The sequence below is a fragment of the Citrobacter sp. Cs237 genome, assembly GCF_030332325.1.
Lineage (GTDB): Bacteria > Pseudomonadota > Gammaproteobacteria > Enterobacterales > Enterobacteriaceae > Citrobacter_A > Citrobacter_A sedlakii.
Window position 1 is genome coordinate 313,822 of sequence record NZ_JAOWIB010000108.1, and the last position, 22,814, is coordinate 336,635.

Here is a 22,814-nt window from a genome sequence, read left to right on the forward strand (position 1 = left end):
TTGAATTCTTGCTGACGTAGGCTTACAGAGCGGTTACGTTTGCAGCAGAAGGGCCTTTGGCACCGTTAGTGATTTCGAACTCTACGCGCTGACCTTCAGCCAGAGTTTTAAAACCATTGGTCTGGATTGCAGAGAAGTGTACGAACACGTCTTTGCTGCCATCTTCCGGAGTAATGAAACCGAATCCTTTGGACTCATTAAACCACTTAACGTTACCTTTAATCTTAGACATCAAAATTACCTTTACATGAAAAATAGACACAAATGCTGTGTCGGGTACCAGTACACCAATTGTGGTACGCTTTGTCCAGTCGAACTTTGGTAAAAAGTGATAAATATCGCGTTATTTTTTAGCATAAGCATATAGCTTATTGTTTTATCTACTCTTTTTAATCACTTATCGCTTCAGAACTGAAAGCGCATCCAGGCAAAATAGACGTTACCATTATTGTAGGTACCGGGGATGTAGGTCATCTGAAACGTTGCCGGTCCGTACCCAATGGACGCCAGCGGCAGCAGCACCGGGACAGGAATGTAATTCCAGTTATCGCGCGCCGTAACGCCTGCGGTAAAGCCCAGCCCCAGTCGGAAGTTATCGTCCGGCAGAGGGCGCCATGTGCTTTCCCAACCATAGCCGCCAATGGGCTCCCATTTATTCCAGGAGTCTTTAAAGGCCATGATATACAGGCCATGCCAGTTTCCTTTTTCATCCCAACGTGACTGACCAAAACCGCCGCCCCACGGACGCTCATTATAACGATCGGTTTTTTCTTTATCGTAAGCGAAACGCGCATGCCAGGTGATCGCAGGAATATATAAATCATAATGTTCCGGCTCCCGCCAGGTCTCCGCGACATTGTCGGTAAACGTCGTAAACCATCCTTTCTCTTCAGCCAATGCCTGCTGTTGCAGGCCGGATTGAATAAAAAGAAAAACAATAAGGAAAAGGAAAAAGAATTTTTTAGCCACCATCACAATATTTATTACCCTGCTTAAGTACAGCTTAAATTGTACCAAAAAAAAGTTTAATGGGACCTTAACAGTGGTGATTTAAACCAGAATCAGATTGTTCTAAGATTTATTTTCACCCAAATAACCTTATTATATTTGGGTATATTTATTGCTGTGTTATCAGCGAGATATCGCTGTTTTTTTGTTCTGCTTCGCGCGTTGTTCTCCTGCTCCGCAAATTATTAACATTGATGCATCATAATTTGCACAAATAAAAAACAAACACCCATAACAGGGGTAAAGCCGGCTAAGATATATTGAACCGGTAGCATTATTGTAAAAAAAGCCGATAACTCAGATTTAATTCGTCTGTTTCTTGATTTTAATCAGCGAGTGTCGCAGGGTTATTCGGCACATTTTTACACCACTTAATTGGTATTTTCTTATTTTCAAATCTGGGTGTCCATACGACAGGGGAAACAATGTTAACAGTGATTGAACTCCTTATTGGAGTAGTGGTTATCGTGGGCGTCGCCCGCTACATAATTAAGGGATATTCCGCGACCGGCGTACTCTTTGTCGGCGGTCTGGCGCTGTTGATTATCAGCGCGTTGATGGGACATAAGGTTCTGCCTGCCAGTGAATCGACAACGGGTTACACGGCGACCGATATTGTCGAGTACATCAAGATCCTGCTAATGAGCCGCGGCGGCGATCTCGGCATGATGATCATGATGCTCTGCGGTTTCGCCGCCTATATGACCCATATCGGCGCAAATGATATGGTGGTGAAGCTGGCATCCAGGCCGCTGCAGTACATTAACTCGCCTTACCTGCTGATGATTGCCGCCTATTTCGTGGCCTGTCTGATGTCGCTGGCGGTGTCTTCTGCTACCGGCCTCGGCGTATTGTTGATGGCGACGCTGTTCCCGGTCATGGTTAACGTCGGGATCAGCCGCGGCGCCGCAGCGGCAATTTGTGCGTCCCCTGCCGCAATTATCCTTTCGCCTACCTCCGGCGACGTGGTTCTGGCAGCGAAAGCCGCCGAAATGCCGCTCATCGACTTTGCCTTTAAAACGACGTTGCCGATCTCCATAGCCGCCATTATCGGTATGGCGGTAGCGCACTTTTTCTGGCAGCGTTATCTGGATAAAAAAGAAAACATCGCCCATGAAATACTGGACGTGAATGAGATCACCACCACAGCCCCGGCATTGTATGCCATCCTGCCGTTTACACCGATTATTGGGGTACTGATTTTTGACGGTAAGTGGGGACCGCAGTTGCACATCATCACCATTCTCGTGCTGTGTATGCTAATTGCGGCAGTACTGGAGTTTGTTCGTGGCTTTAATACCCAGAAAGTCTTCTCCGGGCTGGAAGTCGCGTATCGCGGCATGGCGGATGCTTTCGCCAACGTGGTGATGCTGCTGGTGGCCGCAGGCGTTTTCGCGCAGGGTCTGAGCACGATTGGCTTTATCCAGAGCCTGATCTCCATCGCCACGTCGTTTGGTTCGGCGAGCATCATTCTGATGCTGGTGCTGGTCATTCTGACCATGCTGGCAGCGATGACCACCGGCTCCGGTAACGCGCCGTTTTATGCGTTTGTCGAAATGATTCCCAAGCTGGCGCATTCGTCCGGCATCAACCCGGCGTACCTGTCGATTCCGATGCTGCAAGCCTCCAACCTGGGACGGACGATTTCTCCGGTTTCCGGCGTGGTGGTCGCGGTAGCCGGAATGGCGAAAATTTCGCCGTTTGAAGTGGTAAAACGCACTTCCGTACCGGTCATGGTGGGGCTGTTAATCGTGATTATCGCCACCGAAGTGATGGTGCCAGGCACGTCTTCCGCCGTCACTGGCGGCTGATATTATCCGGGGGAGATCAGCGCCGGATAAGACGCGGGGAAATCCCCAGGCGCATAATAACGATGTGACTGGGGTTTTTGAGCGTAGCGAACAGTGAGGCAGCGTGAAGGTTGACGTGTATCACCCGTGGTAAATGCGCTGCGGCCGTCCTACCTTTCCATGCACTATTTCCGCTGTAATCAGATGCCGACTGGCGCAATACTCAAGGTACCGTCTGGCGGTGGTTCGGCTGATGGTCAGCGCCTGAGCGACGGTTTCGGCGGTGTGCTGTACCTGTGGGTCGGCGAACAGCTTCTTCACCGCGTTTAGGGTCAGCGCATCAATTCCGGTTGGCAGATCGTCTTTCGGCTCCCCACGGGCATAAGCATTAAACATCTCATCAATTTGTCGCTGGCTGGCGCTGTCATTACCTTCCAGCATCCGTTTGCGCTGCTGGTAGCGCGTCAGAGTCTGTCCCAGTCGCTCATAAGCGATGGGCTTGATCAAATAGTCAAACGCCCCGCTGCGCACCGCTTCCGATACCGTTTCCATATCGCTGGCGGCCGTGGTAAACACTACGCCGCCAGGATAGTGCGACTCGGTCAGCTCGTGCAGCAGGGTGATCCCTTTCCCGTCCGGCAGGTAATTATCCAACAGAATGAGTCCCGGTCTGAAGCGTTCGATCATCATTCTTGCCTGCGCCAGGTTGCCCGCTAACCAGATCTGGTTAAAACCGGGAATATGGCGGATGTATTCTGCATGCATTTCCGCAAGCAGCATTTCATCCTCAACGATTAATAGGGTTAATGGTTCCGTCATTGTTCTTTTTCACTTTCGGAATAAAGAGAGAAAATAGAGTGCCGCAGGGGGAATTGTCTTCCAGCGTTATCATCCCGCCACAGCGTCTCACATAGCTGGCAATCAGATACAGGCCAATGCCGTGCTCACCCGGCTCATCGGTACGGGTGCTGACACCCTGTTCAAATATTTTGTCGCGAAGCTCCTCTGGCACGCCGCAGCCCTGGTCGGCGACTTCTATCACCACCTCGTCACCTTCGTCGCTCAGATACAGTTCCACCACGTTATTGCCTCCCACTGTGCGTAAACTCGCTTCGAAGGCATTATCCAGCAGATTGCCGACAATCGCCGCAAATTCAGTGCTGTCCAGCCCTTGCGGCAGTTGATGCAGTTGGCTGCCAGGGACAATCGTCATTTTAAGCCCCAGTTCACGCGCGCGCTGTACCTTACCAAACAGCAATCCCGCTACCTGGCGGTCGGCAAAGGCGTCGCGCAGACTGTCGATAAGCTGCTGCTGCGCCTGGGACTCGCCCTGCACCATCTCCCTGACCCGATCGTACTCCTTCATCTGTAAAAGGCCATTGAGCGTCGACATCCAGTTAAGATGTTCGTGGCGTAACGTTCTGAGACTCTCTACGTATTGCTTGATCTGGGTTAACTGGGCGTTCAGGGTGGCGATTTCGTCTTTACTGCGAAAGCTGATAATCGCCCCCAGCAGTTCCTCGCCGGAACGGATTGCTTCGCGATTAGCAATCACGCTCAGGCCGTTGAAATTCATCATGACGTCAACGCGTTTTTCAGCAATGCGATCGGTAAAGAAATCGGACGGCGACACCACGTCCTCAATACGCCTGCCTAACCACTGTCGTCCTGGCGAGCGCAGACCAAGCATTTTTCTCGCGCTACGGTTAATCGCCGTGATAAAACCGTCAGGATCCACCGCAATCAGCCCTTCATACACCGAGCTAAACAGCGCCTCCTGCTGGCGCACCACCCGGGCGATCTGCCGGGGTTCCATGCCCATCATCTGACGACGAATATGGGTGGCGAACAGCCACGAAAGTAGCATCAGAACCACCAGCAACAGCACAAACACGCCCGCCATCGGCAGAATAAAGTCCAGCCGCCAGCTATCTATTTTACTGACCAGATAACCGATGGAGACGACGCCGATAACATTGCCTTCATTATCAAAGATCGGCGTTTTGGCGCGCATGGCATTGCCGATTGAGCCGGTACCAGAGATGAAATAGCTTTCCCCTTTCTCCAGCGCGCCTGGCTTGATGAACTGCATCGGGTAGCCGATTTTTTCCGGGTTCGGGTGATATAGGCGAACAGAGTTGCGATCGCCAATCACCACGTAGTCAAAGTCCGTGTCGATTTGCAGCTTATCGGCAATGGTTGCCAGTCGCTTGTAATCACGGGTTTTCACCGCCGCAATGATGCTGTCGTTCGCGGCGATGATCTTCGCCTGGTTCATCGCCATATCACGAACGTGGCGGGTCAAATAGTCTTCAAAGCTGGCGGAAAAATATTGCGCCAGCGCGGCGATAATGAACACCGAGAAAACCAGAATAAGCAGAAAAATACGCAACGGAAATGCCAGTTGTCGAAAAAAAGAAAACGGCTTTTTATTTTTTTGAACCAACATTGCTGTTCCTTTACCGGCATTATAAACAGAGCACGCACGCTAAATGTAATAAAAATGTTTTACTCCCACGCAAGCGGAATAAGAGTGATCGTTACAGATTCATCACCTTAAATCAATTAAACAACTTAAAACCACATCTCAAATTGTGATTAGAATAATTAAAAAACTTAAAACCATTAAACCCATAAAAACCATCTAAGTGTTTGTGAAATAAATCAAAATTTACCCCCTAAATACTCCTTACGATGTATGTGTTCAGGAGAAAAAGAAATATCTCGTCGCAAAATTTTCTTTTCCTCCAAATGAAAACAAAACGTTATTAAATTGCTTTTTCGTACAACATTCGCCTCAAAACGGCAACAATATAGCTTCTCAGGATGCCTTTACTATGTTTAGTAATAATGTGTTTACACGGGTCAAACGCTCAGAAAATATAAAAATGGCGGCGATCACACAATTCCTGAAAGAGAATGATTTAAGCATCGATACCACCGTGGAGGTGTTTATTACGGTGACCCGTGATGACCGCCTTATCGCCTGCGGCGGCATTGCCGGAAATATCATTAAGTGCGTGGCCATCAGCGAATCGGTACGCGGCGAAGGATTAGCGCTCACGCTGGCGACAGAGTTGATCAATCTCGCTTACGAAAGACATTGCACGCATCTGTTCATTTACACCAAAACGGAATACGAAGCCCTGTTCCGACAGTGCGGTTTTTCGACCCTCGCCAATGTTCCCGGCATCATGGTGCTGATGGAAAACAGCGCAACCCGCCTGAAACGCTATGCAGAATCGTTAACCCGTCTGCGTCACGACGGTAAAAAAATCGGCTGCATCGTAATGAACGCCAACCCATTCACCAACGGACACCGCTATCTGATCCAGCAGGCGGCGGCGCAGTGCGACTGGCTGCATCTGTTTCTGGTGAAAGAAGACACCTCGCGCTTTCCTTATGAAGACCGGTTCGATCTGGTGATCAAAGGCTCGGCGGATATCCCGCGTCTCACTGTGCATCGCGGTTCCGAATACATTATTTCCCGCGCCACATTCCCGTGTTACTTCATTAAAGAACAGAGCGTCATTAATCACTGCTATACGGAAATTGACCTGAAAATTTTCCGTCAGTATCTGGCGCCCGCCCTGGGAATCACCCATCGTTTCGTCGGAACGGAACCGTTCTGTACCGTCACCGCCCAGTATAACCACGACATGCGTTTCTGGCTGGAGACGCCCACCCTTCCCGCCCCACCGATTGAACTGGTGGAAATAGAGCGCCTGTGTTACCAGGAGACGCCCATCTCGGCCTCGCTGGTCCGCAAGCTGCTGGTTAAAAAAGATCTCACGGCTATCGCGCCGCTGGTGCCGCCTGCCACGTTGCACTATCTGCAACAAATGGCTGAACGTCCCGCAAACGGTGCGACAGTCCGCCAAAAGACCCCCGCATTAGTAACAGGTGAAAAATGAAAATAAACCAGGCTGCCGTCGCAGGCACACTTGAGTCGGGTGATGTGATGATCCGCATCGCCCCTCTCGATACGCAGGAGATTGACCTGCAAATCAATAGCAGCGTTGAGAAACAGTTTGGCGAGGCCATTCGCGCCACCATTCTGGCGGTTCTTGCGCAATATGACGTACGCGGCGTGCAAGTGAATGTCGATGATAAAGGCGCGCTGGACTGTATTTTACGCGCACGACTGGAAGCGTTACTGGCTCGCGCCAGCGGCATCCCGGCCCTGCCATGGGAGGATCGCCAATGATTTCCGCGTCTTTACAACAACGTAAAACCCGCACGCGCCGCAGCATGCTGTTTGTTCCGGGCGCCAACGCCGCCATGGTCAGCAACGCCTTTATTTACCCCGCCGATGCGCTGATGTTCGACCTGGAAGATTCCGTTGCGCTGCGTGAGAAAGACACGGCTCGTCGCATGGTTTACCACGCGCTGCAGCATCCACTGTATCGCGATGTAGAGACCATCGTGCGTGTCAACGCGCTGGACTCCGAGTTTGGCGTCAACGATCTGGAGGCTGTCGTTCGCGGCGGCGCTGACGTGGTTCGTTTGCCGAAAACCGACACGGCGCAGGACGTTATTGATATTGAAAACGAAATCCTGCGCATTGAAAAAGCCTGCGGCCGCGAACCAGGCAGCACCGGCCTGCTGGCGGCCATTGAGTCACCGCTGGGCATTACCCGCGCGGTAGAGATCGCCCACGCCTCTGAACGCCTAATCGGTATCGCCCTGGGCGCGGAAGACTATGTGCGCAACCTGCGCACCGAGCGCTCGCCGGAAGGCACCGAACTGCTGTTCGCCCGCTGCGCTATTTTGCAGGCCGCACGTTCCGCCGGTATCCAGGCGTTCGACACCGTGTATTCCGATGCCAACAACGAAGCGGGTTTTCTGCATGAAGCCGCGCACATCAAACAGTTGGGCTTTGACGGCAAATCGCTGATCAACCCACGCCAGATTGAACTGCTGCATAACCTGTACGCCCCGACGCAAAAAGAAGTCAACCATGCGCGTCTGGTCGTGGAAGCCGCTGAAGCCGCCGCCCGCGAGGGACTTGGGGTGGTCTCTCTGAACGGCAAGATGGTCGACAGCCCGGTGATCGAGCGCGCGCGTCTGGTGCTCTCCCGCGCAGAACTTTCCGGCATCCGCGAAGAATAAGGCAAAAATAATGACCCAGAAAAACGAACAGTCTCAACGACAGGAACGGGTAACGGCCTGGAGCCGCCGCGCTGAAAGCAACCTGTCCAGCTATAAAAACGCGTCTAAACAGAACCTGCAGGCGCAGAAACCGCGCAACCAAAAGCTGTGCGCAAACCTGGAAGAAGCCATCCGCCGTTCCGGTTTACAGGACGGGATGACCATCTCCTTCCACCATGCGTTTCGCGGCGGCGATCTGACCATTAACCTGGTGATGGACACTATCGCCAGCATGGGCTTTAAAAACCTGACCCTGGCCTCCAGCTCCTTGAGCGACTGCCACGCGCCGCTGGTTGACCATATTCGTAAAGGCGTAGTCAGCCGCATCTATACTTCCGGCCTGCGCGGGCCGCTGGCAGAAGAGATCTCGCGTGGCCTGCTGGCCGAGCCTGTACAGATCCACTCCCACGGCGGGCGCGTCAATCTGGTGCAAAGCGGCGAACTGAATATTGACGTCGCTTTTCTCGGCGTGCCGTCCTGCGACCCGTTTGGTAATGCCAACGGCTATACCGGGAAAGCCTGCTGTGGTTCGCTCGGCTATGCCCGGGTCGACGCCGAAAGCGCCAATCAGGTGGTGCTGTTGACGGAACAACTGCTGCCGTATCCGCATAATCCGGCCAGCATCGCCCAGGATCAGGTCGATCTTATCGTTCAGATCGATCAGGTCGGTGATGCCGATAAAATCGGCGCAGACGCCACCCGTATGACCACCAACCCCCGCGAGCTGCTGATTGCCCGCAGCGCGGCGGACGTGATTGTTAACTCCGGCTACTTCAAAGAAGGTTTCTCGCTGCAAACCGGCACCGGCGGCGCGTCGCTGGCGGTCACCCGCTTCCTTGAAGACAAAATGCGCAGCCGCAACATTTGTGCGGACTTTGCGTTGGGCGGCATCACCGCCACCATCGTCGACCTGCATGAAAAGGGGCTGATTCGCAAACTGTTGGATGTCCAGAGCTTCGATCGCAACGCCGCTCAGTCGCTGGCGCGCAACCCGAACCACATCGAAATCAGCGCGAACCAGTACGCAAACTGGGGTTCCAAAGGCGCCTCCGTTGACCGCCTGGACGTGGTGGTGCTGAGCGCGCTGGAAGTGGACACCCAGTTTAACGTCAACGTGCTGACCGGCTCCGACGGCGTGATTCGCGGCGCGTCCGGCGGTCACTGCGACACCGCGGTCGCTGCTGCGCTGTCCATCATCGTCGCGCCGCTGGTACGCGGTCGCATTCCCACGCTGGTCGATAACGTGCTGACCTGCGTCACCCCGGGCTCCAGCGTCGACATTCTGGTGACCGACCACGGCATTGCCGTTAACCCGGCACGACCGGAACTGGCGGAACGCCTGAAAGAAGCCGGTATGAAAGTGGTGCCGATTGCGTGGCTGCGCGAGCGCGCGCAACAGCTCACTGGCGAACCGCGTCCCATCGCGTTCACTGACCGCGTGATCGCCGTGGTGCGTTATCGCGACGGTTCCGTGATTGACGTTGTTCATCAGGTGAAGGAATAAGCCATGCACCTGCTTCCTGAACAGGCCACCCGCCACGCGGTTTCTATTCCCGAGCTGCTCGCCAGCCGGGATGAGAGACAGGCAAGGCAACACGCCTGGCTTAAGCGCCATCCCATTCCACTGGTCTCCTTTACCGTGGTGGCGCCCGGCCCGATCAAAGACAGCGCGCTCACCCGTCGCCTCTTTAATCACGGCGTGACTGCCCTGTACGCGCTGGCGGAGACAGCGGGCTGGTTAATCAGGGAGCAGGCTGCACTGGCCTCTGCAAGCGGGCCGGAAGGCATGATCTCCATAGAAGCGCCGGCCCGTGACATCAAGCTCGCGACGATAGAGCTTGAACATAACCATCCTCTGGGACGCCTGTGGGACATCGACGTCCTGACGCCCGGAGGCGAAATTCTCTCCCGTCGCCATTTTGCGCTGCCTGCCCGCCGCTGCCTGCTGTGCGGGCAAAGCGCCGCAGCGTGCGCGCGCGGGAAAACCCATACGCTCTCCGATCTTCTTAACCACATGGAGGCGCTATTACATGCTGCCGATTCCCGATACGCACGGTGAAACCACCGCCCTGCCGCGCACGCTGTTTGACGCTTACGCGCATCTCGCCTGGCGCGCCATGCTGACGGAAGTGAATCTGTCGCCGAAGCCAGGACTGGTCGATCGCCTGAACTGCGGCGCGCATAAAGATATGGCGCTCGCCGATTTTCATCGTAGCGCGCTGGCCATTCAGGGCTGGCTGCCGCGTTTTATCGAATACGGCGCCTGCTGCGCACAGCTACCGGCAAACTCGGTGTTAAGCGGGCTGCGTCCATTAGGTATGGCCTGCGAAGCGGATATGTTCCGCGCCACCGCTGGGGTCAACACCCACAAGGGCAGCATTTTTTCGCTGGGTTTGCTGTGCGCCGCCATTGGCCGCTTACATCAGCTGCAGCGCCCCATTACGCCTGAAACGATCTGCGCCGCCGCCGCCAGCTTTTGCCGCGGCCTGACGACACGCGAACTGCGCAATAACAATCACCAAAAAACCGCAGGTCAGCGTCTTTATTTCCAGTTGGGCTTAACCGGCGCGCGCGGCGAAGCCGAGGCGGGATACCCCTTAGTGATCCGCCACGCACTGCCGCATTACCGCACCCTGCTCGCCACGGGACGCGACCCGGAACTGGCGCTGCTCGACACGCTGCTTGTGCTGATCGCGCGCAATGGCGATACCAACGTCGCCTCGCGCGGCGGGGCGGCAGGTTTGCGTTGGATCAAGCAGCAGGCCACAGCCTTACTGCAAAGCGGCGGCATTCGTAGCGCCGACGATCTCGACCGTCTTCACCAGTTCGATCAGGCGTGTATTGAACGCAATCTCAGCCCCGGCGGTAGCGCCGATCTGCTGATCGTGACGTGGTTTTTAGCTCAACTTTCTCAGGTTAACCATTTAAACACTTATTAAAATTTCCTTTTCGGAGAAGCATTTATGTCTTTATCTAAAGATAATATATGGAAATTATTGGCGCCTCTTATCGTCATGGGCGTCATGTTTCTTATCCCTGTTCCGGACGGTATGCCCCCTCAGGCATGGCACTACTTCGCCGTCTTCGTGGCGATGATTGTCGGGATGATCCTGGAGCCTATTCCGGCTACCGCGATCAGCTTTATTGCCGTCACCATCTGCGTCATTGGCAGCCATTACCTGCTGTTTGATGCCACAGAACTGGCCGATCCTTCCTTTAACGCCGGCAAACAGGCGCTGAAATGGGGGCTGGCGGGCTTCTCCAGTACCACCGTCTGGCTGGTGTTCGGCGCGTTTATCTTCGCGCTGGGCTACGAAGTGACCGGCCTCGGTCGCCGGATCGCGCTGTTCCTGGTGAAGTTCATGGGTAAACGCACCCTGACCCTGGGCTATGCGATTGTCATCATCGACATCCTGCTGGCGCCATTTACGCCGTCCAATACCGCCCGTACCGGCGGCACCGTGTTCCCGGTGATCAAAAACCTGCCGCCGCTGTTTAAATCGTTCCCGAACGATCCGTCAGCGCGTCGTATTGGCGGCTATTTGATGTGGATGATGGTGATCAGTACCAGCCTGAGCTCCTCTATGTTTGTCACCGGCGCGGCGCCAAACGTGCTGGGTCTGGAGTTCGTGAGTAAAATCGCGGGCGTGCAGATCAGCTGGTTGCAGTGGTTCCTCGGCTTCCTGCCAGTCGGCATCATTTTACTGATCGTTGCGCCATGGCTCTCTTACGTTCTGTACAAGCCGGAAGTGACGCACAGTGCGGAAGTTGCTGCCTGGGCGGGCGATGAACTGAAAACCATGGGCCGTCTGACCCGCAAAGAGTGGACGCTGATCGGCCTGGTTCTGCTGAGCTTAGGCCTGTGGGTGTTTGGCGGTGAACTGATTGACGCCACCGCGGTCGGTCTGCTGGCGGTATCGCTGATGCTGGCGCTGCACGTAGTGCCGTGGAAAGATATCACCAAATATAATAGCGCGTGGAACACCCTGGTTAACCTCGCCACCCTGGTGGTGATGGCAAACGGCCTGACCCGTTCTGGCTTCATCGACTGGTTTGCTAACACCATGAGCGCGCATCTGGAAGGCTTCTCGCCTAATGCGACAGTCATTGTGCTGGTACTGGTGTTCTATTTTGCTCACTACCTGTTTGCCAGCCTGTCGGCGCACACTGCCACCATGCTGCCCGTGATCCTGGCGATTGGTAAAGGCATTCCGGGCGTTCCTATGGAGCAGTTGTGTCTTCTGCTGGTGCTGTCCATCGGTATCATGGGCTGCCTGACCCCGTATGCTACGGGCCCTGGCGTCATCATCTACGGCTGTGGCTACGTGAAATCTAAAGATTACTGGCGTCTTGGCGCAATCTTCGGGGTGATTTACATCGCGATGCTGCTGCTGGTTGGCTGGCCGATACTGGCTATGTGGAACTGATTTTTCCACGCGAGAAAACGGAATAACCCCACCGCCCGCCCGGTAATCATACCCGGCGGGCTTTTTTATGGTTAAATAGAGACTATTCAGTTTTTATATAAGTCCCACGCTCACCATGAAACCAATCTGGCAAAAATCTGTTCTTCTGGCTGCAACCCTGCTTCCTTTTTCATCGGCGTTCGCCGAACCGCTTCAGGCAAAACAGTATGGCGATTTTGATCGCTACGTGCTGGCCCTCTCCTGGCAAACCGGATTTTGCCAGAGCCAGCATGAGCGCAACCGCCACGAACCTGACGAGTGCCGCCTGCAAAAAGAGACCGCCAATAAGGCTGATTTCCTGACGGTACACGGTTTATGGCCAGGGTTGCCGAAGTCCGTTGCCTCGCGCGGGGTGGATGAACGGCGCTGGATGCGATTTGGCTGCGCCACGCGTCCAATCCCTAACCTGCCAGAAGCGCGCGCCAGCCGCAAATGCGCGGCGCCGGAAACCGGCCTGTCGCTGGAAAGCGCCGCCAAACTGAGCGAAGTGATGCCGGGCGCTGGTGGACGCTCCTGCCTTGAGCGCTACGAGTACGCCAAACACGGCGCCTGCTTCGGCTTTGATCCGGATGCTTACTTCGGCACAATGGTGCGTCTGAATAAAGAGATCAAAAGCAGCGAGCTGGGAACCTTCCTCGCCGACCATTATGGTCAACGTGTCAGCCGCAGCGAGTTCGACGCGGCGTTTGCCAGACGCTGGGGTAAAGAAAATAGCAAAGCAGTGAAGCTAAGCTGTCAGGGCAATCCTGCGTATTTAACCGAAATCCAGTTTTCACTGAAAGCCAGTGCCATCAACGCGCCGCTGACGGCAGACTCTTTCGCCCCGCAACCGCATCCGGGAAACTGCGGCAAAGACTTTATTCTCGACAAGGTGGGGTATTAGCCGAGAATTCCGTGAAGCCGTAAGCAACCAGGTAATTGCCTGAATGTGAGCTAAATCACTTCAAAGTGCACGGAAGTCTCAGTATCATCAGGAGAGTTAAACCCTCGCCGCCTGACGGTGAGGGTTTTCTTTTGGGAATCTATATCTGCGGCAAAACGCAGTACTGACGACATGGAGTAAAAATGTCCAGACCAACTATCATCATTAACGACCTTGACGCAGAACGCATCGATCGCCTGCTGGAGCAGCCCGCGTATGCTGACTTACCCATTGCTGACGCGTTAAATGCCGAGCTGGATCGTGCCCAGATGTGTTCGCCAGAAACTATGCCGCCTGACGTCGTCACCATGAACAGTCGGGTGAAATTCCGCGATCTGAGCAATGGCGAAATTCGCGTGCGCACGCTGGTTTATCCTGCGGCAATGACCGACAGTAATACCCAGCTTTCGGTGATGGCGCCGGTGGGCGCGGCGCTGCTTGGCCTGCGCGTCGGCGACAGCATTCACTGGGAACTGCCGGGCGGCGCCTCCACGCACCTTGAAGTGCTCGAACTGGAATACCAGCCAGAAGCCGCAGGCGACTATTTGCGTTAATCCCTCATCTGCATAAGCGATTTTCCGCTTTACCCAGAGGATGCCCTGCATCCTCTTTCCGAAAATCATCCCTTCTTCCTGGTTCATCCTTTCACCGCCCGTTCCATACTTAGAGCCGGTTTCAGTCGGCGTCTTTATCGCCGCCAGTTTGCGCACTGCCCGGTTCCAAAGGGCAAATGAAATAGCCTGACAGGACAGGCTATTAATCGGTTTCACCGGCAGGTACAGTCATGAACGAGACTTTTGCGATACTGCTGGGGTTTTTCGTGATGGCGGCAATCGTCATCGCAGCAGTCCTGTATCTGGAAAAGCGCTGGTAAGGGTCAGATAACGCCGCCTGGCATCGCATTCACCAGCCCTTTCACCGTTTTCTGCGCCGACTCTGCGCTTTGCGCGCCCGGCACCAGGATGACTTTTCGGCACTCTTCCTGACGTTTTTCGAAGATCTCATACCCGCGAGCTGCGTCTTCAAACGGCATATAGTGAGTGACGATTTCTTCCGGCTTGAGCAGTCCTTTTTCCACTAAGGGCAGCAGCTCGCCCAGCCAGGCATGGACGTGAGTTTGCCCCATTTTAAAGCTCAGCCCTTTATCAAACGCATCGCCAAACAAGAAGCCGTGGATGAATCCGGCGTAAACGCCCGGCACGCTGACAATCCCGCCACGCCTTACCGCAGCAATACACTGGCGCAATGCTTTCCCGCTGCTGCCCTCGAGCTTCAGGTTGGTCAGCAGCGTTTCCGTGGCGCTGCCTTTGGCTTCAAACCCCACGGCGTCAATCACCGCATCCACGCCGCGATGCCCCGCGGTTTGCTCAATAATCAGCTCCGCCGCATCGTTATGATCGTCAAAATTAATCGGGATCGCGCCGTAACGCGCTTCGGCGAAACGCAGTCGGTAGGGATGATGATCGACGATAAAAATTTGCTCGGCGCCCAGCAGCCGCGCACAGGCGATGGTCAGTAGCCCGACGGGGCCAGCGCCAAAGACCGCCACGCTCGAGCCTTTCTGGATTTGCGCATTCTTCGCCGCCTGCCAGGCGGTAGGCAGGATATCCGACAGAAACAGCGCTTTGTCGTCAGACAGCAAAGGCGGAACCTTAAACGGCCCTACGTTGCCTTTCGGTACGCGAACATACTCCGCCTGTCCGCCCGGCACGCCGCCGTAAAGGTGGCTGTAGCCAAACAGCGCGGCCGGCGGCGGGATCTGTTTTTTATTCAGCGCCGCGCCCTTGCCGGCGTTGGTGTTTTCACAGGCGGCATATTGCTGCAAACGGCAAAAAAAACAGTCGCCGCAGGCGATCACAAAAGGGATCACGACCCGTTCGCCCTTCTTCAGGGTCTTTACGTCGCGACCGGTCTCAACCACTTCTCCCATGAACTCATGGCCAAAAATATCGCCATGCTTAACCTGAGGTATCTTCCCGCGATACAGGTGGAGATCGGAACCGCAGATGGCGGTCGCGGTAATTCGCAGGATGATATCGTCAGGTTGCTCAATAATGGGATCGGGAACATTTTCAACCTGAACATGATGCGGACCGTGGTACGTCAGTGCTTTCATATAACCTCCGGTACAGGGTTTTAAAATCGGCGCATCTCTAAAGGGTAGCCATCAGCGGGGAAAAGCCGTCACGCAGCGCGCCTTTGGGATTATTCCTGGCTGCACGCGCGGGGCATTTTCGCTAAAGAAACAGGACGAAGTGAAAAAGTGCCAGACAAAGAGCAGAAAGAAATATTATTATATGCTTGAATGATTTGAGTATTCATTAACAGGGAGAAACGGGTATGTATAAGACGATCATTATGCCGGTTGATGTTTTTGAAATGGAGCTAAGCGACAAGGCGATCCGCCACGCTGAGTTTCTGGCGCAGCAGGATGGCGTGATTCATTTGTTACATGTATTGCCAGGCTCTGCCAGCCTGAGCCTGCATCGTTTTGCCGCCGACGTTCGTCGCTTCGAAGAACATCTGCAGCACGAAGCCGAGACCCGACTGCAAACCATGGTTGGGCACTTCAGCATTGATCCGTCACGTATTAAACAGCACGTCCGCTTCGGCAGCGTCCGCGACGTGGTCAATGAGCTGGGTGAAGAACTGGATGCGGATGTGGTGGTGATTGGTTCACGTAACCCGTCGATCACCACGCACCTGCTGGGATCTAACGCTTCCAGCGTCGTGCGCCATGCAACGCTGCCGGTGCTGGTCGTACGTTAAACTCACCGCTTCATAAACGATAAAGCCCTGCCTTTCGGCAGGGCTTTCTTATTGCAGGTATCGTCTTACTTTCTTTTTATGCCGTTTTCGTGCGGATCAGGTAGTCAAAGGAACTCAGTGACGCTTTTGCCCCTTCGCCGGTCGCGATGATGATCTGCTTGTACGGCACCGTGGTGCAGTCGCCGGCAGCGAACACGCCTTTCACGTTTGTTTCGCATTTCGCATCAATGATGATTTCACCCATACGGTTACGCTCGATGGCGCCTTCCAGCCAGTTGGTGTTCGGCAGCAGACCAATCTGTACGAAAATCCCCGCCAGCTCAACGCTGTGAACATCACCGCTGACGCGGTCGCGGTATTCCAGACCAACCACTTTCGAACCGTCGCCTTTTACTTCCGTGGTCTGCGCGTTCAGAATAATGTCGACATTTTTCAGGCTGCGGACTTTATCCTGCAACACCTGGTCTGCCTTCATTTCAGGCGCAAACTCAAGCAACGTAACATGTTCAACGATGCCCGCGAGGTCAATCGCCGCTTCAACGCCGGAGTTACCGCCGCCAATCACCGCGACGCGCTTGCCTTTAAACAGCGGGCCGTCACAGTGCGGGCAGTAAGTGACGCCTTTAGTGCGATACTGATCTTCACCCGGCACATTCATGTTGCGCCATTTCGCACCCGTCGCAATGATGATACTGCGCGCTTTCAGCACCGCGCCAGACGCCGTTTCGATCTGGTGTAACCCGCCTTCAACGGCTGCCGGAACCAGTTTGCTGGCGCTCTGACTGTCGATCACATCAACATCGTAATCGCTGACGTGCGCCTTCAGCGCGCCCGCCAGTTTCTGGCCTTCGGTTTTCGGTACGGAGATGTAGTTTTCAATGTCTACCGTGTCGAGCACCTGACCACCGAAACGTTCGCCCATCAGGCCGGTACGAATACCTTTACGCGCGGAATAAACCGCTGCTGCCGCGCCCGCCGGGCCGGAGCCGACAATCAACACATCGTAAGCGTCGCGCTTGTTCAGTTCTTCGGCTGCGCGTTTTTCTGCGCCGGTATCCACTTTAGCGACGATTTCCGCCAGCGTCATACGCCCCTGACCGAACTCTTTACCATTAACAAAGACCGCCGGTACGCCCATCACGTTGCGATCGGTGATCTCGTTCTGGAAGGTGCCGCCGTCAATCGCCGTGTGCTTAATACGCGGGTTCAGCACCGCCATCAGGTTCAGCGCCTGCACCACGTCCGGGCAGTTATGGCAGGAAAGCGAATAATAGGTTTCGAATTCAAACTCGCCGTCGATATCGCGGATCTGCTCCAGCAGAGACTGCGTTTCCTTCGACGGATGGCCGCCAGTCCACAGCAGCGCCAGTACCAGAGAAGTAAATTCGTGGCCCAGCGGAGAACCTGCGAAACGAGGTCCCTGGTCAGAACCTGGGTTGGTAATCAGGAAAGACGGCTTACGCACCGGCAGACTGTTCTCTTCTTTGAACGTCACCTTCGGCGACAGTTCGGCGATTTCAGCCAGTAGTTCCCTGATTTCTGCCGATTTAGCGCTGTCATCCAGCGTGGCAATCAGCTCAACAGGTTTAGTGAGTTTCTCAAGGTAAGCCTTGAGCTGGGTTTTCATATTTGTGTCGAGCATCATTCTTCCCTCTCTGAAAACATCATCATGCAAGCTGCCTTAAACGGGCCGCCTGAATGCAACTTGCGTCATGGTGCTGGAATGAAATGGGCGCAGGCGCGCCCATGACTGAAACAATTTCCAAAGTATTTCGCGTCACAGCAAGGCGGCTAGCCTGAGAATCCCCGGAGCTTACGGAAGTCAGTGACCGGGGTGAACAGGCGACGCCAACGCAGCTATGGCGGAAAAGACGACGGAAATTTAGATTTTACCCACCAGGTCCAGGGATGGAGCCAGCGTCGCTTCGCCTTCTTTCCATTTCGCCGGGCACACTTCGCCTGGGTGAGCAGCAACGTACTGGGCAGCTTTGATTTTGCGCAGCAGGTCAGATGCGTCACGGCCGATACCTTCAGCGGTAACTTCGATCGCCTGGATGATACCCTGCGGGTCAACAACAAACGTCGCGCGGTCTGCCAGACCTTCGTCTTCACGCATGTTGTCGAAGTTACGGGTCAGGGCGCCAGTCGGGTCACCGATCATCGCATATTTGATTTTCGCGATGGTTTCAGAGCTGCTGTGCCATGCTTTGTGGGTGAAGTGGGTGTCAGTAGACACAGAGTAAACGTCTACGCCCAGCTTCTGCAGTTCTTCATAATGGTCTGCAACGTCACCCAGTTCAGTCGGGCATACGAAAGTAAAGTCAGCCGGGTAGAAGAAGAACACGCTCCAGCGGCCTTCGGTATCTTTTTCGGTAACTTCGATGAATTCACCGTTTTTGAACGCCTGGTTTTTAAAAGGTTTAATTTTAGTGTTAATCAAGGACATCTGTACTTCCTCCGTGTTTTCGTTGAGTTGTAAGGTAACGAAAAATGACTGACAGGGCTAATGCGTTTCCTTTATCAAATCAATAAGCGTTAGCTAACAACCTTCTCTCACCAACGTGGTGAACCTGAACAATCCAACGTAAAAAGGGCCACCTTCGCAGGCGGCCCCGTTACCTGAACTACCCGTAGGTAACTTCAGCGCCAGTGAAACTGGCTAAGTGTTGCGCTCTACATTACCTTAACAAAGGCTGTAACAGCGAAAAGGATTACAACACCCTGCCGGGAAAAGGGCAATCATTCCCTCCGAGATGTTGCCTATGGCTGTGATAGGTTTGCCCATCATGCTCGTAACGCATTGGATTTATAAGGAATAAAAATGTTTAAACGCACGCTTCTGCTCACCCTGCTGCCCTTTCTCGCTCATGGCGAAGAGCTTCCGGCGCCGGTTAAAGCCATCGAAAAACAAGGCATTACTATCATCAAGTCTTTCGACGCGCCGGGTGGGATGAAAGGGTATCTGGGAAAATACCAGGACATGGGGGTGACTATCTACCTGACGCCGGACGGAAAACAGGCGATTTCGGGTTATATGTACAATGAAAAAGGCGACAATCTGAGCAATCAACTGATCGAGAAAGAGATTTATGCCCCGGCTGGCCGGGAAATCTGGCAGCGGATGGAAAAAGCCACGTGGCTGCTGGATGGCAAAAAAGATGCGCCGGTGGTGCTGTACGTCTTTGCCGATCCCTTCTGCCCGTACTGTAAACAGTTCTGGCAGCAGGCCCGCCCGTGGGTGGAATCCGGAAAAGTGCAGCTACGTACTTTGCTTGTCGGGGTCATTAAGCCGGAAAGCCCGGCGACCGCCGCCGCCATTCTGGCGGAAAAAGATCCGGCTAAAGTCTGGCATGACTATGAAGCCTCGGGGGGCAAAATGCCACTTAACGTGCCGGCCTCCGTCCCGCCTGAACAAATGAAGATCCTGAATATGCATCAAAAAATTATGGACGATCTGGGCGCAAATGTGACGCCTGCTATCTATTATATGAATAAGGACAATGTGCTGCAGCAGGTCGTCGGTTTACCTGATAACGCGCAACTGGAAACCATGATGAAAAGTCATTAACATTTTGTGGGGTGATTAAAATTAAATTGACCATAATCGCCCTCAATACTTCTTAATTTCTTCACCAAAAAAAATTTAATGTGTTATTTTAGCCATACTAAATGTACCTTTAAGTTTACATCCTTAAATTTTCATCAGTGACAACACCTGATATATACATGCAATTGATAATTTCATCTTAGAAATGGAAACAGGAAAAAAACATGGCTAACCTTTACGATCTCAAAAAATTCGACCTTAACCTGTTGGTTATTTTTGAATGTATTTACCAGCATCTCAGCATCAGTAAGGCGGCTGAAACGCTTTACATCACACCCTCAGCGGTGAGCCAGTCGCTACAGCGGTTGCGGACGCAGTTAAACGATCCGTTATTTATCCGTGCTGGTAAAGGCATTACCCCCACAACAATGGGGATTAACTTGCATCACCACCTGGAAAATAATCTGAACAGTCTTGAACAGACGATAAATATCATGCATGAGACAGAAATCAGGAAAAGATTTATAATTTATGGCCCCCAACTCCTTATTTCTGAAAGTATTATGGATTTAATAAAGAAAGTTCGTCAGAATACGAACATAGAAATTGAACACCATGATATTCTCACCAGCAAAGAGTCGGCTGAAGATTTGTTAGCTTATCGAAAAGCTGATCTGGTCATTTCTTTATATCCAGTGAATAATCGTTCAGTTATTTGCAAGCCTTTTAATCCTGTAGATTGTATTCTGGTATGCAGCAAAGATCATCCTCGCATTAATGAACACTCCTCCCTGGAGGACATTTTAGAAGAACAATTCACGCTGTTTCTCCATGATGATCCAGGTGTGAAAGAATATCAACTACATCCCGAGAATATTATTAAGGGGAGAAAAATTGGTTTTCGTAGCCAGTCGCTAATTGCTATTGCAAACGTTATTTCTTCAACGGACATTATTGGTTTTATACCCAGAGTCATATTCGATTTCTATCAACCATTATTACAATTCAAACGAATCAATTATCCATTTGCGATCCCACCTGTTCAGCTTTATTACTTATACAACCGTTCCTCCATGAATAATAAGATGTTTTCGGAGATGATTTCACGGATGAATAATGACGGTTAAGATTTTGAGCGCTAAGCATTTGTTATATAAATACTTAGCGCCAACACATTCATAATAAATATGAATTTTGCACAATCCCTCAAACGGCCTATCGTATATAATTACTTATTGTATTATATTAATGATATTACCGTTCAGGGATAGGCTTTATATGTCTGTTTATAAGATTCCTTTAGATCAAAACGTTCTTGAAGCCGCAGAAGAACGAATATCATGGACCCTTGAGAATCTTCCACGCGTCTGTGTCTCATTTTCAGGCGGGAAAGACTCCGGGCTCATGCTGCATTTAACTGCACAGCTTGCACGCAAGTTAAACAAAAAAATTAGTATACTGTTTATTGACTGGGAGGCGCAGTTTTCCTGCACCATCGACTATATTGACGCACTGCGCCAGACATATTCCGACGTCATTGAGCATTTCTATTGGGTGGCGTTGCCCCTGACAACGCAAAATTCACTCTCACAATTCCAGCCAGAATGGCAATGCTGGGAACCCAATACCCGCTGGGTGCGCCAGCCGCCGCCGGATGCGATTACCGACCCGGGCTATTTTTCCTTCTATCAGTCCGGGATGACGTTTGAACAATTCGTACGCGAATTCGCCGACTGGTTTTCTAATAAACGCCCGGCCGCCATGATGGTCGGTATTCGTGCAGATGAGTCTTATAACCGTTTTGTCGCCATCGCCAGCCTGAGTAAGCAACGTTTTGCCGATGATAAACCCTGGACCACCGCCGCGCCGGGCGGACACACCTGGTATATCTACCCGATATATGACTGGAAAACCGCGGATATCTGGACCTGGTTCGCACAAACAAAACTGCCCTGCAATCCGCTTTATAACCTGATGTATCAGGCTGGCGTTCCGGCTCGCTATATGCGCATTTGCGAACCGTTTGGCCCTGAACAACGCCAGGGGCTGTGGCTGTACCATGTTATTGAACCTGAAAGATGGGCGCTTATGTGCGAACGCGTCAGCGGCGTCAGAAGCGGCGGAATATACGCCGGACAAAACAATCATTTTTACGGGCATCGGAAGATCCTCAAGCCCGACCATTTAAGCTGGCAGCAGTACGCCATGCTGCTCTTGCAAAGTATGCCGGAGAAAACGGCAGAGCATTACCGAAACAAAATTGCCGTCTATTTGCAGTGGTATAAGAAAAAAGGCGACGGGGAGATCCCGGAAACCCAGGCGGGTGATATTGGCGCGAAAGACATTCCGTCCTGGCGGCGCATCTGTAAGGTTTTACTGAATAATGATTACTGGTGTCGGGCGCTCTCTTTCAGTCCGACGAAGCCAAAGAGTTACCAACGTTACAGCGATCGCATGAAAGCAAAACGTAAAGAGTGGGGAATTTTATGCAACAACGACTAACACAGGAACTCACGCACTTTCTTTCTGCGTTGTCCGAAGAAGAGCGCATTAAAGCCATCAACGAATTCAGAATGGCCATTCATCGCGTCAGCCCGTTTCGCGACCAACCGGTAGACTGCGTTTTATGGATCAAAAACGAGCATATCGCGCCCAATGATTACAATCCCAATACCGTCGCGCCACCGGAAAAGAAACTGCTGCTGAAATCCATTGAAGAGGATGGTTTCACCCAACCCATTGTGGTGTCGCAGGCCAGTGAAGAAGAGTATGAAATTGTCGATGGCTTTCACCGTCACGAGCTGGGCAAAGGCCGGGCGGCGCTAAAAACGCGGCTGAAAGGGTATTTACCCATTACCTGCCTGGAAGGCGAACGCCACGATCGGATGGCGGCCACCATTCGCCATAACCGGGCAAGGGGGCGGCATCAGATCCACGCGATGTCAGAAATTGTCCGCGAACTGGCGTTACTGGGTTGGGATGACGCTAAAATAGGCAAAGAGCTGGGCATGGACGACGATGAAGTGCTGCGCCTGAAACAGATCAACGGTCTGCAGGAACTGTTCGCCAATCGTCGATTCTCGAAGGCCTGGACGGTGAAATAAGCAGAACGACTGATGCTCAGCATCCTACAAGGCGCAGGAAGTCACAGCCCCAGCCAC

23 protein-coding genes are annotated in these 22,814 nt (G+C 53.0%); 16 read left to right on the top strand and 7 right to left on the bottom strand.

All coding sequences use genetic code 11. The features are described 5' to 3' along the window. Window positions 1–22 precede the first annotated feature (22 nt). Together cspE and pagP are read right to left on the bottom strand one after the other, a co-directional pair. Window positions 23–232, bottom strand: a complete 210-nt coding sequence (gene cspE / locus OGY07_RS18560) for a transcription antiterminator/RNA stability regulator CspE (protein ID WP_000034826.1) — start codon at window positions 230–232, stop codon at window positions 23–25. A 173-nt stretch (window positions 233–405) separates the two neighbouring features. Further along, the gene (gene pagP / locus OGY07_RS18565; protein WP_286602300.1) at window positions 406–972 is read right to left on the bottom strand and encodes a lipid IV(A) palmitoyltransferase PagP; all 567 of its coding nucleotides are present in this window, start codon (window positions 970–972) and stop codon (window positions 406–408) included. 461 nt (window positions 973–1,433) lie between these two features. On the opposite strand from pagP, the gene dcuC reads away from it, so the two are divergent. Further along, complete coding sequence (gene dcuC / locus OGY07_RS18570) at window positions 1,434–2,819, top strand: anaerobic C4-dicarboxylate transporter DcuC (protein ID WP_042285536.1); 1,386 nt, start codon at window positions 1,434–1,436, stop codon at window positions 2,817–2,819. 120 nt (window positions 2,820–2,939) lie between these two features. On the opposite strand, the gene dpiA is transcribed toward dcuC, so the two are convergent. Together dpiA and dpiB are read right to left on the bottom strand one after the other, a co-directional pair. Then, complete coding sequence (gene dpiA / locus OGY07_RS18575) at window positions 2,940–3,617, bottom strand: two-component response regulator DpiA (protein ID WP_042285538.1); 678 nt, start codon at window positions 3,615–3,617, stop codon at window positions 2,940–2,942. Continuing rightward, on the bottom strand, window positions 3,586–5,247 hold the full coding sequence (dpiB, locus tag OGY07_RS18580) for a sensor histidine kinase DpiB (RefSeq protein ID WP_286602303.1): 1,662 nt from the start codon (window positions 5,245–5,247) through the stop codon (window positions 3,586–3,588). Before dpiB ends, dpiA begins: the two co-directional genes overlap by 32 nt. A 388-nt stretch (window positions 5,248–5,635) precedes the next feature. Here dpiB and citC point away from each other — a divergent pair, with 388 nt between their 5' ends. The 10 genes from citC (at window position 5,636) to yldA (ending at window position 14,211) form a co-directional block, all read left to right on the top strand. Further along, the gene (gene citC, locus OGY07_RS18585; protein WP_286602305.1) at window positions 5,636–6,712 is read left to right on the top strand and encodes a [citrate (pro-3S)-lyase] ligase; all 1,077 of its coding nucleotides are present in this window, start codon (window positions 5,636–5,638) and stop codon (window positions 6,710–6,712) included. After that, the gene (gene citD / locus OGY07_RS18590; protein ID WP_042285548.1) at window positions 6,709–7,005 is read left to right on the top strand and encodes a citrate lyase acyl carrier protein; all 297 of its coding nucleotides are present in this window, start codon (window positions 6,709–6,711) and stop codon (window positions 7,003–7,005) included. Before citC ends, citD begins: the two co-directional genes overlap by 4 nt. After that, a complete protein-coding gene (gene citE / locus OGY07_RS18595; RefSeq protein WP_042285551.1) occupies window positions 7,002–7,910 on the top strand; it encodes a citrate (pro-3S)-lyase subunit beta in 909 nt (302 codons plus the stop codon). Before citD ends, citE begins: the two co-directional genes overlap by 4 nt. Before the next feature lie 10 nt (window positions 7,911–7,920). Then, window positions 7,921–9,453, top strand: a complete 1,533-nt coding sequence (gene citF, locus OGY07_RS18600; protein WP_042285554.1) for a citrate lyase subunit alpha — start codon at window positions 7,921–7,923, stop codon at window positions 9,451–9,453. A 3-nt stretch (window positions 9,454–9,456) separates the two neighbouring features. Then, window positions 9,457–10,008 carry a citrate lyase holo-[acyl-carrier protein] synthase gene (citX, locus tag OGY07_RS18605; protein ID WP_042285557.1) on the top strand — a complete coding sequence of 184 codons (552 nt, stop codon included), beginning with the start codon at window positions 9,457–9,459 and terminating at the stop codon, window positions 10,006–10,008. Further along, window positions 9,980–10,888 carry a triphosphoribosyl-dephospho-CoA synthase CitG gene (gene citG, locus OGY07_RS18610; RefSeq protein WP_286602318.1) on the top strand — a complete coding sequence of 303 codons (909 nt, stop codon included), beginning with the start codon at window positions 9,980–9,982 and terminating at the stop codon, window positions 10,886–10,888. Before citX ends, citG begins: the two co-directional genes overlap by 29 nt. 24 nt (window positions 10,889–10,912) lie before the next feature. Continuing rightward, a complete protein-coding gene (citT, locus tag OGY07_RS18615) occupies window positions 10,913–12,376 on the top strand; it encodes a citrate/succinate antiporter CitT (RefSeq protein WP_042285563.1) in 1,464 nt (487 codons plus the stop codon). A 115-nt stretch (window positions 12,377–12,491) separates the two neighbouring features. Further along, window positions 12,492–13,298, top strand: a complete 807-nt coding sequence (gene rna / locus OGY07_RS18620; RefSeq protein WP_269535033.1) for a ribonuclease I — start codon at window positions 12,492–12,494, stop codon at window positions 13,296–13,298. A gap of 182 nt (window positions 13,299–13,480) precedes the next feature. Then, window positions 13,481–13,891 (top strand): nucleoside diphosphate kinase regulator, encoded by a 411-nt coding sequence (rnk, locus tag OGY07_RS18625; RefSeq protein ID WP_060568920.1) that lies wholly within the window; start codon window positions 13,481–13,483, stop codon window positions 13,889–13,891. A 230-nt stretch (window positions 13,892–14,121) separates the two neighbouring features. Continuing rightward, on the top strand, window positions 14,122–14,211 hold the full coding sequence (gene yldA, locus OGY07_RS18630; RefSeq protein WP_275477531.1) for a small membrane protein YldA: 90 nt from the start codon (window positions 14,122–14,124) through the stop codon (window positions 14,209–14,211). A gap of 3 nt (window positions 14,212–14,214) precedes the next feature. Here the strand turns inward: yldA and OGY07_RS18635 are convergent, their stop codons facing one another. Then, a complete protein-coding gene (locus tag OGY07_RS18635; RefSeq protein WP_060568921.1) occupies window positions 14,215–15,453 on the bottom strand; it encodes a zinc-dependent alcohol dehydrogenase in 1,239 nt (412 codons plus the stop codon). A 224-nt stretch (window positions 15,454–15,677) separates the two neighbouring features. On the opposite strand from OGY07_RS18635, the gene uspG reads away from it, so the two are divergent. Continuing rightward, on the top strand, window positions 15,678–16,106 hold the full coding sequence (uspG, locus tag OGY07_RS18640; RefSeq protein ID WP_042285573.1) for a universal stress protein UspG: 429 nt from the start codon (window positions 15,678–15,680) through the stop codon (window positions 16,104–16,106). Between the two features lie 76 nt (window positions 16,107–16,182). Here uspG and ahpF read toward each other — a convergent pair whose 3' ends face one another. After that, entirely contained in the window at window positions 16,183–17,748 is a 1,566-nt protein-coding gene (gene ahpF / locus OGY07_RS18645) for an alkyl hydroperoxide reductase subunit F (protein ID WP_042286200.1), read from the bottom strand. 240 nt (window positions 17,749–17,988) lie between these two features. After that, window positions 17,989–18,552 (bottom strand): alkyl hydroperoxide reductase subunit C, encoded by a 564-nt coding sequence (ahpC, locus tag OGY07_RS18650; RefSeq protein ID WP_000052802.1) that lies wholly within the window; start codon window positions 18,550–18,552, stop codon window positions 17,989–17,991. Between the two features lie 375 nt (window positions 18,553–18,927). Here ahpC and dsbG point away from each other — a divergent pair, with 375 nt between their 5' ends. The 4 genes from dsbG (at window position 18,928) to OGY07_RS18670 (ending at window position 22,757) form a co-directional block, all read left to right on the top strand. Next, complete coding sequence (gene dsbG, locus OGY07_RS18655; RefSeq protein ID WP_060568922.1) at window positions 18,928–19,674, top strand: thiol:disulfide interchange protein DsbG; 747 nt, start codon at window positions 18,928–18,930, stop codon at window positions 19,672–19,674. A 203-nt stretch (window positions 19,675–19,877) separates the two neighbouring features. Further along, the gene (gene citR, locus OGY07_RS18660; protein ID WP_060568923.1) at window positions 19,878–20,780 is read left to right on the top strand and encodes a DNA-binding transcriptional repressor CitR; all 903 of its coding nucleotides are present in this window, start codon (window positions 19,878–19,880) and stop codon (window positions 20,778–20,780) included. Window positions 20,781–20,931: 151 nt separating this feature from the next. Further along, on the top strand, window positions 20,932–22,155 hold the full coding sequence (locus tag OGY07_RS18665) for a phosphoadenosine phosphosulfate reductase (RefSeq protein ID WP_042285585.1): 1,224 nt from the start codon (window positions 20,932–20,934) through the stop codon (window positions 22,153–22,155). After that, entirely contained in the window at window positions 22,140–22,757 is a 618-nt protein-coding gene (locus OGY07_RS18670; RefSeq protein WP_042285588.1) for an IbrB-like domain-containing protein, read from the top strand. The genes OGY07_RS18665 and OGY07_RS18670 overlap by 16 nt, the downstream gene beginning before the upstream one ends. Window positions 22,758–22,814: the final 57 nt, after the last annotated feature.

What these genes read in the sequence shown, in the direction of transcription:
- cspE (WP_000034826.1), bottom strand. Translation starts at nt 232, where the DNA reads ATGTCTAAGATTAAAGGTAACGTTAAGTGGTTTAATGAGTCCAAAGGA.
- pagP (WP_286602300.1), bottom strand. Translation starts at nt 972, where the DNA reads ATGGTGGCTAAAAAATTCTTTTTCCTTTTCCTTATTGTTTTTCTTTTT.
- dcuC (WP_042285536.1), top strand. Translation starts at nt 1,434, where the DNA reads ATGTTAACAGTGATTGAACTCCTTATTGGAGTAGTGGTTATCGTGGGC.
- dpiA (WP_042285538.1), bottom strand. Translation starts at nt 3,617, where the DNA reads ATGACGGAACCATTAACCCTATTAATCGTTGAGGATGAAATGCTGCTT.
- dpiB (WP_286602303.1), bottom strand. Translation starts at nt 5,247, where the DNA reads ATGTTGGTTCAAAAAAATAAAAAGCCGTTTTCTTTTTTTCGACAACTG.
- citC (WP_286602305.1), top strand. Translation starts at nt 5,636, where the DNA reads ATGTTTAGTAATAATGTGTTTACACGGGTCAAACGCTCAGAAAATATA.
- citD (WP_042285548.1), top strand. Translation starts at nt 6,709, where the DNA reads ATGAAAATAAACCAGGCTGCCGTCGCAGGCACACTTGAGTCGGGTGAT.
- citE (WP_042285551.1), top strand. Translation starts at nt 7,002, where the DNA reads ATGATTTCCGCGTCTTTACAACAACGTAAAACCCGCACGCGCCGCAGC.
- citF (WP_042285554.1), top strand. Translation starts at nt 7,921, where the DNA reads ATGACCCAGAAAAACGAACAGTCTCAACGACAGGAACGGGTAACGGCC.
- citX (WP_042285557.1), top strand. Translation starts at nt 9,457, where the DNA reads ATGCACCTGCTTCCTGAACAGGCCACCCGCCACGCGGTTTCTATTCCC.
- citG (WP_286602318.1), top strand. Translation starts at nt 9,980, where the DNA reads ATGCTGCCGATTCCCGATACGCACGGTGAAACCACCGCCCTGCCGCGC.
- citT (WP_042285563.1), top strand. Translation starts at nt 10,913, where the DNA reads ATGTCTTTATCTAAAGATAATATATGGAAATTATTGGCGCCTCTTATC.
- rna (WP_269535033.1), top strand. Translation starts at nt 12,492, where the DNA reads ATGAAACCAATCTGGCAAAAATCTGTTCTTCTGGCTGCAACCCTGCTT.
- rnk (WP_060568920.1), top strand. Translation starts at nt 13,481, where the DNA reads ATGTCCAGACCAACTATCATCATTAACGACCTTGACGCAGAACGCATC.
- yldA (WP_275477531.1), top strand. Translation starts at nt 14,122, where the DNA reads ATGAACGAGACTTTTGCGATACTGCTGGGGTTTTTCGTGATGGCGGCA.
- OGY07_RS18635 (WP_060568921.1), bottom strand. Translation starts at nt 15,453, where the DNA reads ATGAAAGCACTGACGTACCACGGTCCGCATCATGTTCAGGTTGAAAAT.
- uspG (WP_042285573.1), top strand. Translation starts at nt 15,678, where the DNA reads ATGTATAAGACGATCATTATGCCGGTTGATGTTTTTGAAATGGAGCTA.
- ahpF (WP_042286200.1), bottom strand. Translation starts at nt 17,748, where the DNA reads ATGCTCGACACAAATATGAAAACCCAGCTCAAGGCTTACCTTGAGAAA.
- ahpC (WP_000052802.1), bottom strand. Translation starts at nt 18,552, where the DNA reads ATGTCCTTGATTAACACTAAAATTAAACCTTTTAAAAACCAGGCGTTC.
- dsbG (WP_060568922.1), top strand. Translation starts at nt 18,928, where the DNA reads ATGTTTAAACGCACGCTTCTGCTCACCCTGCTGCCCTTTCTCGCTCAT.
- citR (WP_060568923.1), top strand. Translation starts at nt 19,878, where the DNA reads ATGGCTAACCTTTACGATCTCAAAAAATTCGACCTTAACCTGTTGGTT.
- OGY07_RS18665 (WP_042285585.1), top strand. Translation starts at nt 20,932, where the DNA reads ATGTCTGTTTATAAGATTCCTTTAGATCAAAACGTTCTTGAAGCCGCA.
- OGY07_RS18670 (WP_042285588.1), top strand. Translation starts at nt 22,140, where the DNA reads ATGCAACAACGACTAACACAGGAACTCACGCACTTTCTTTCTGCGTTG.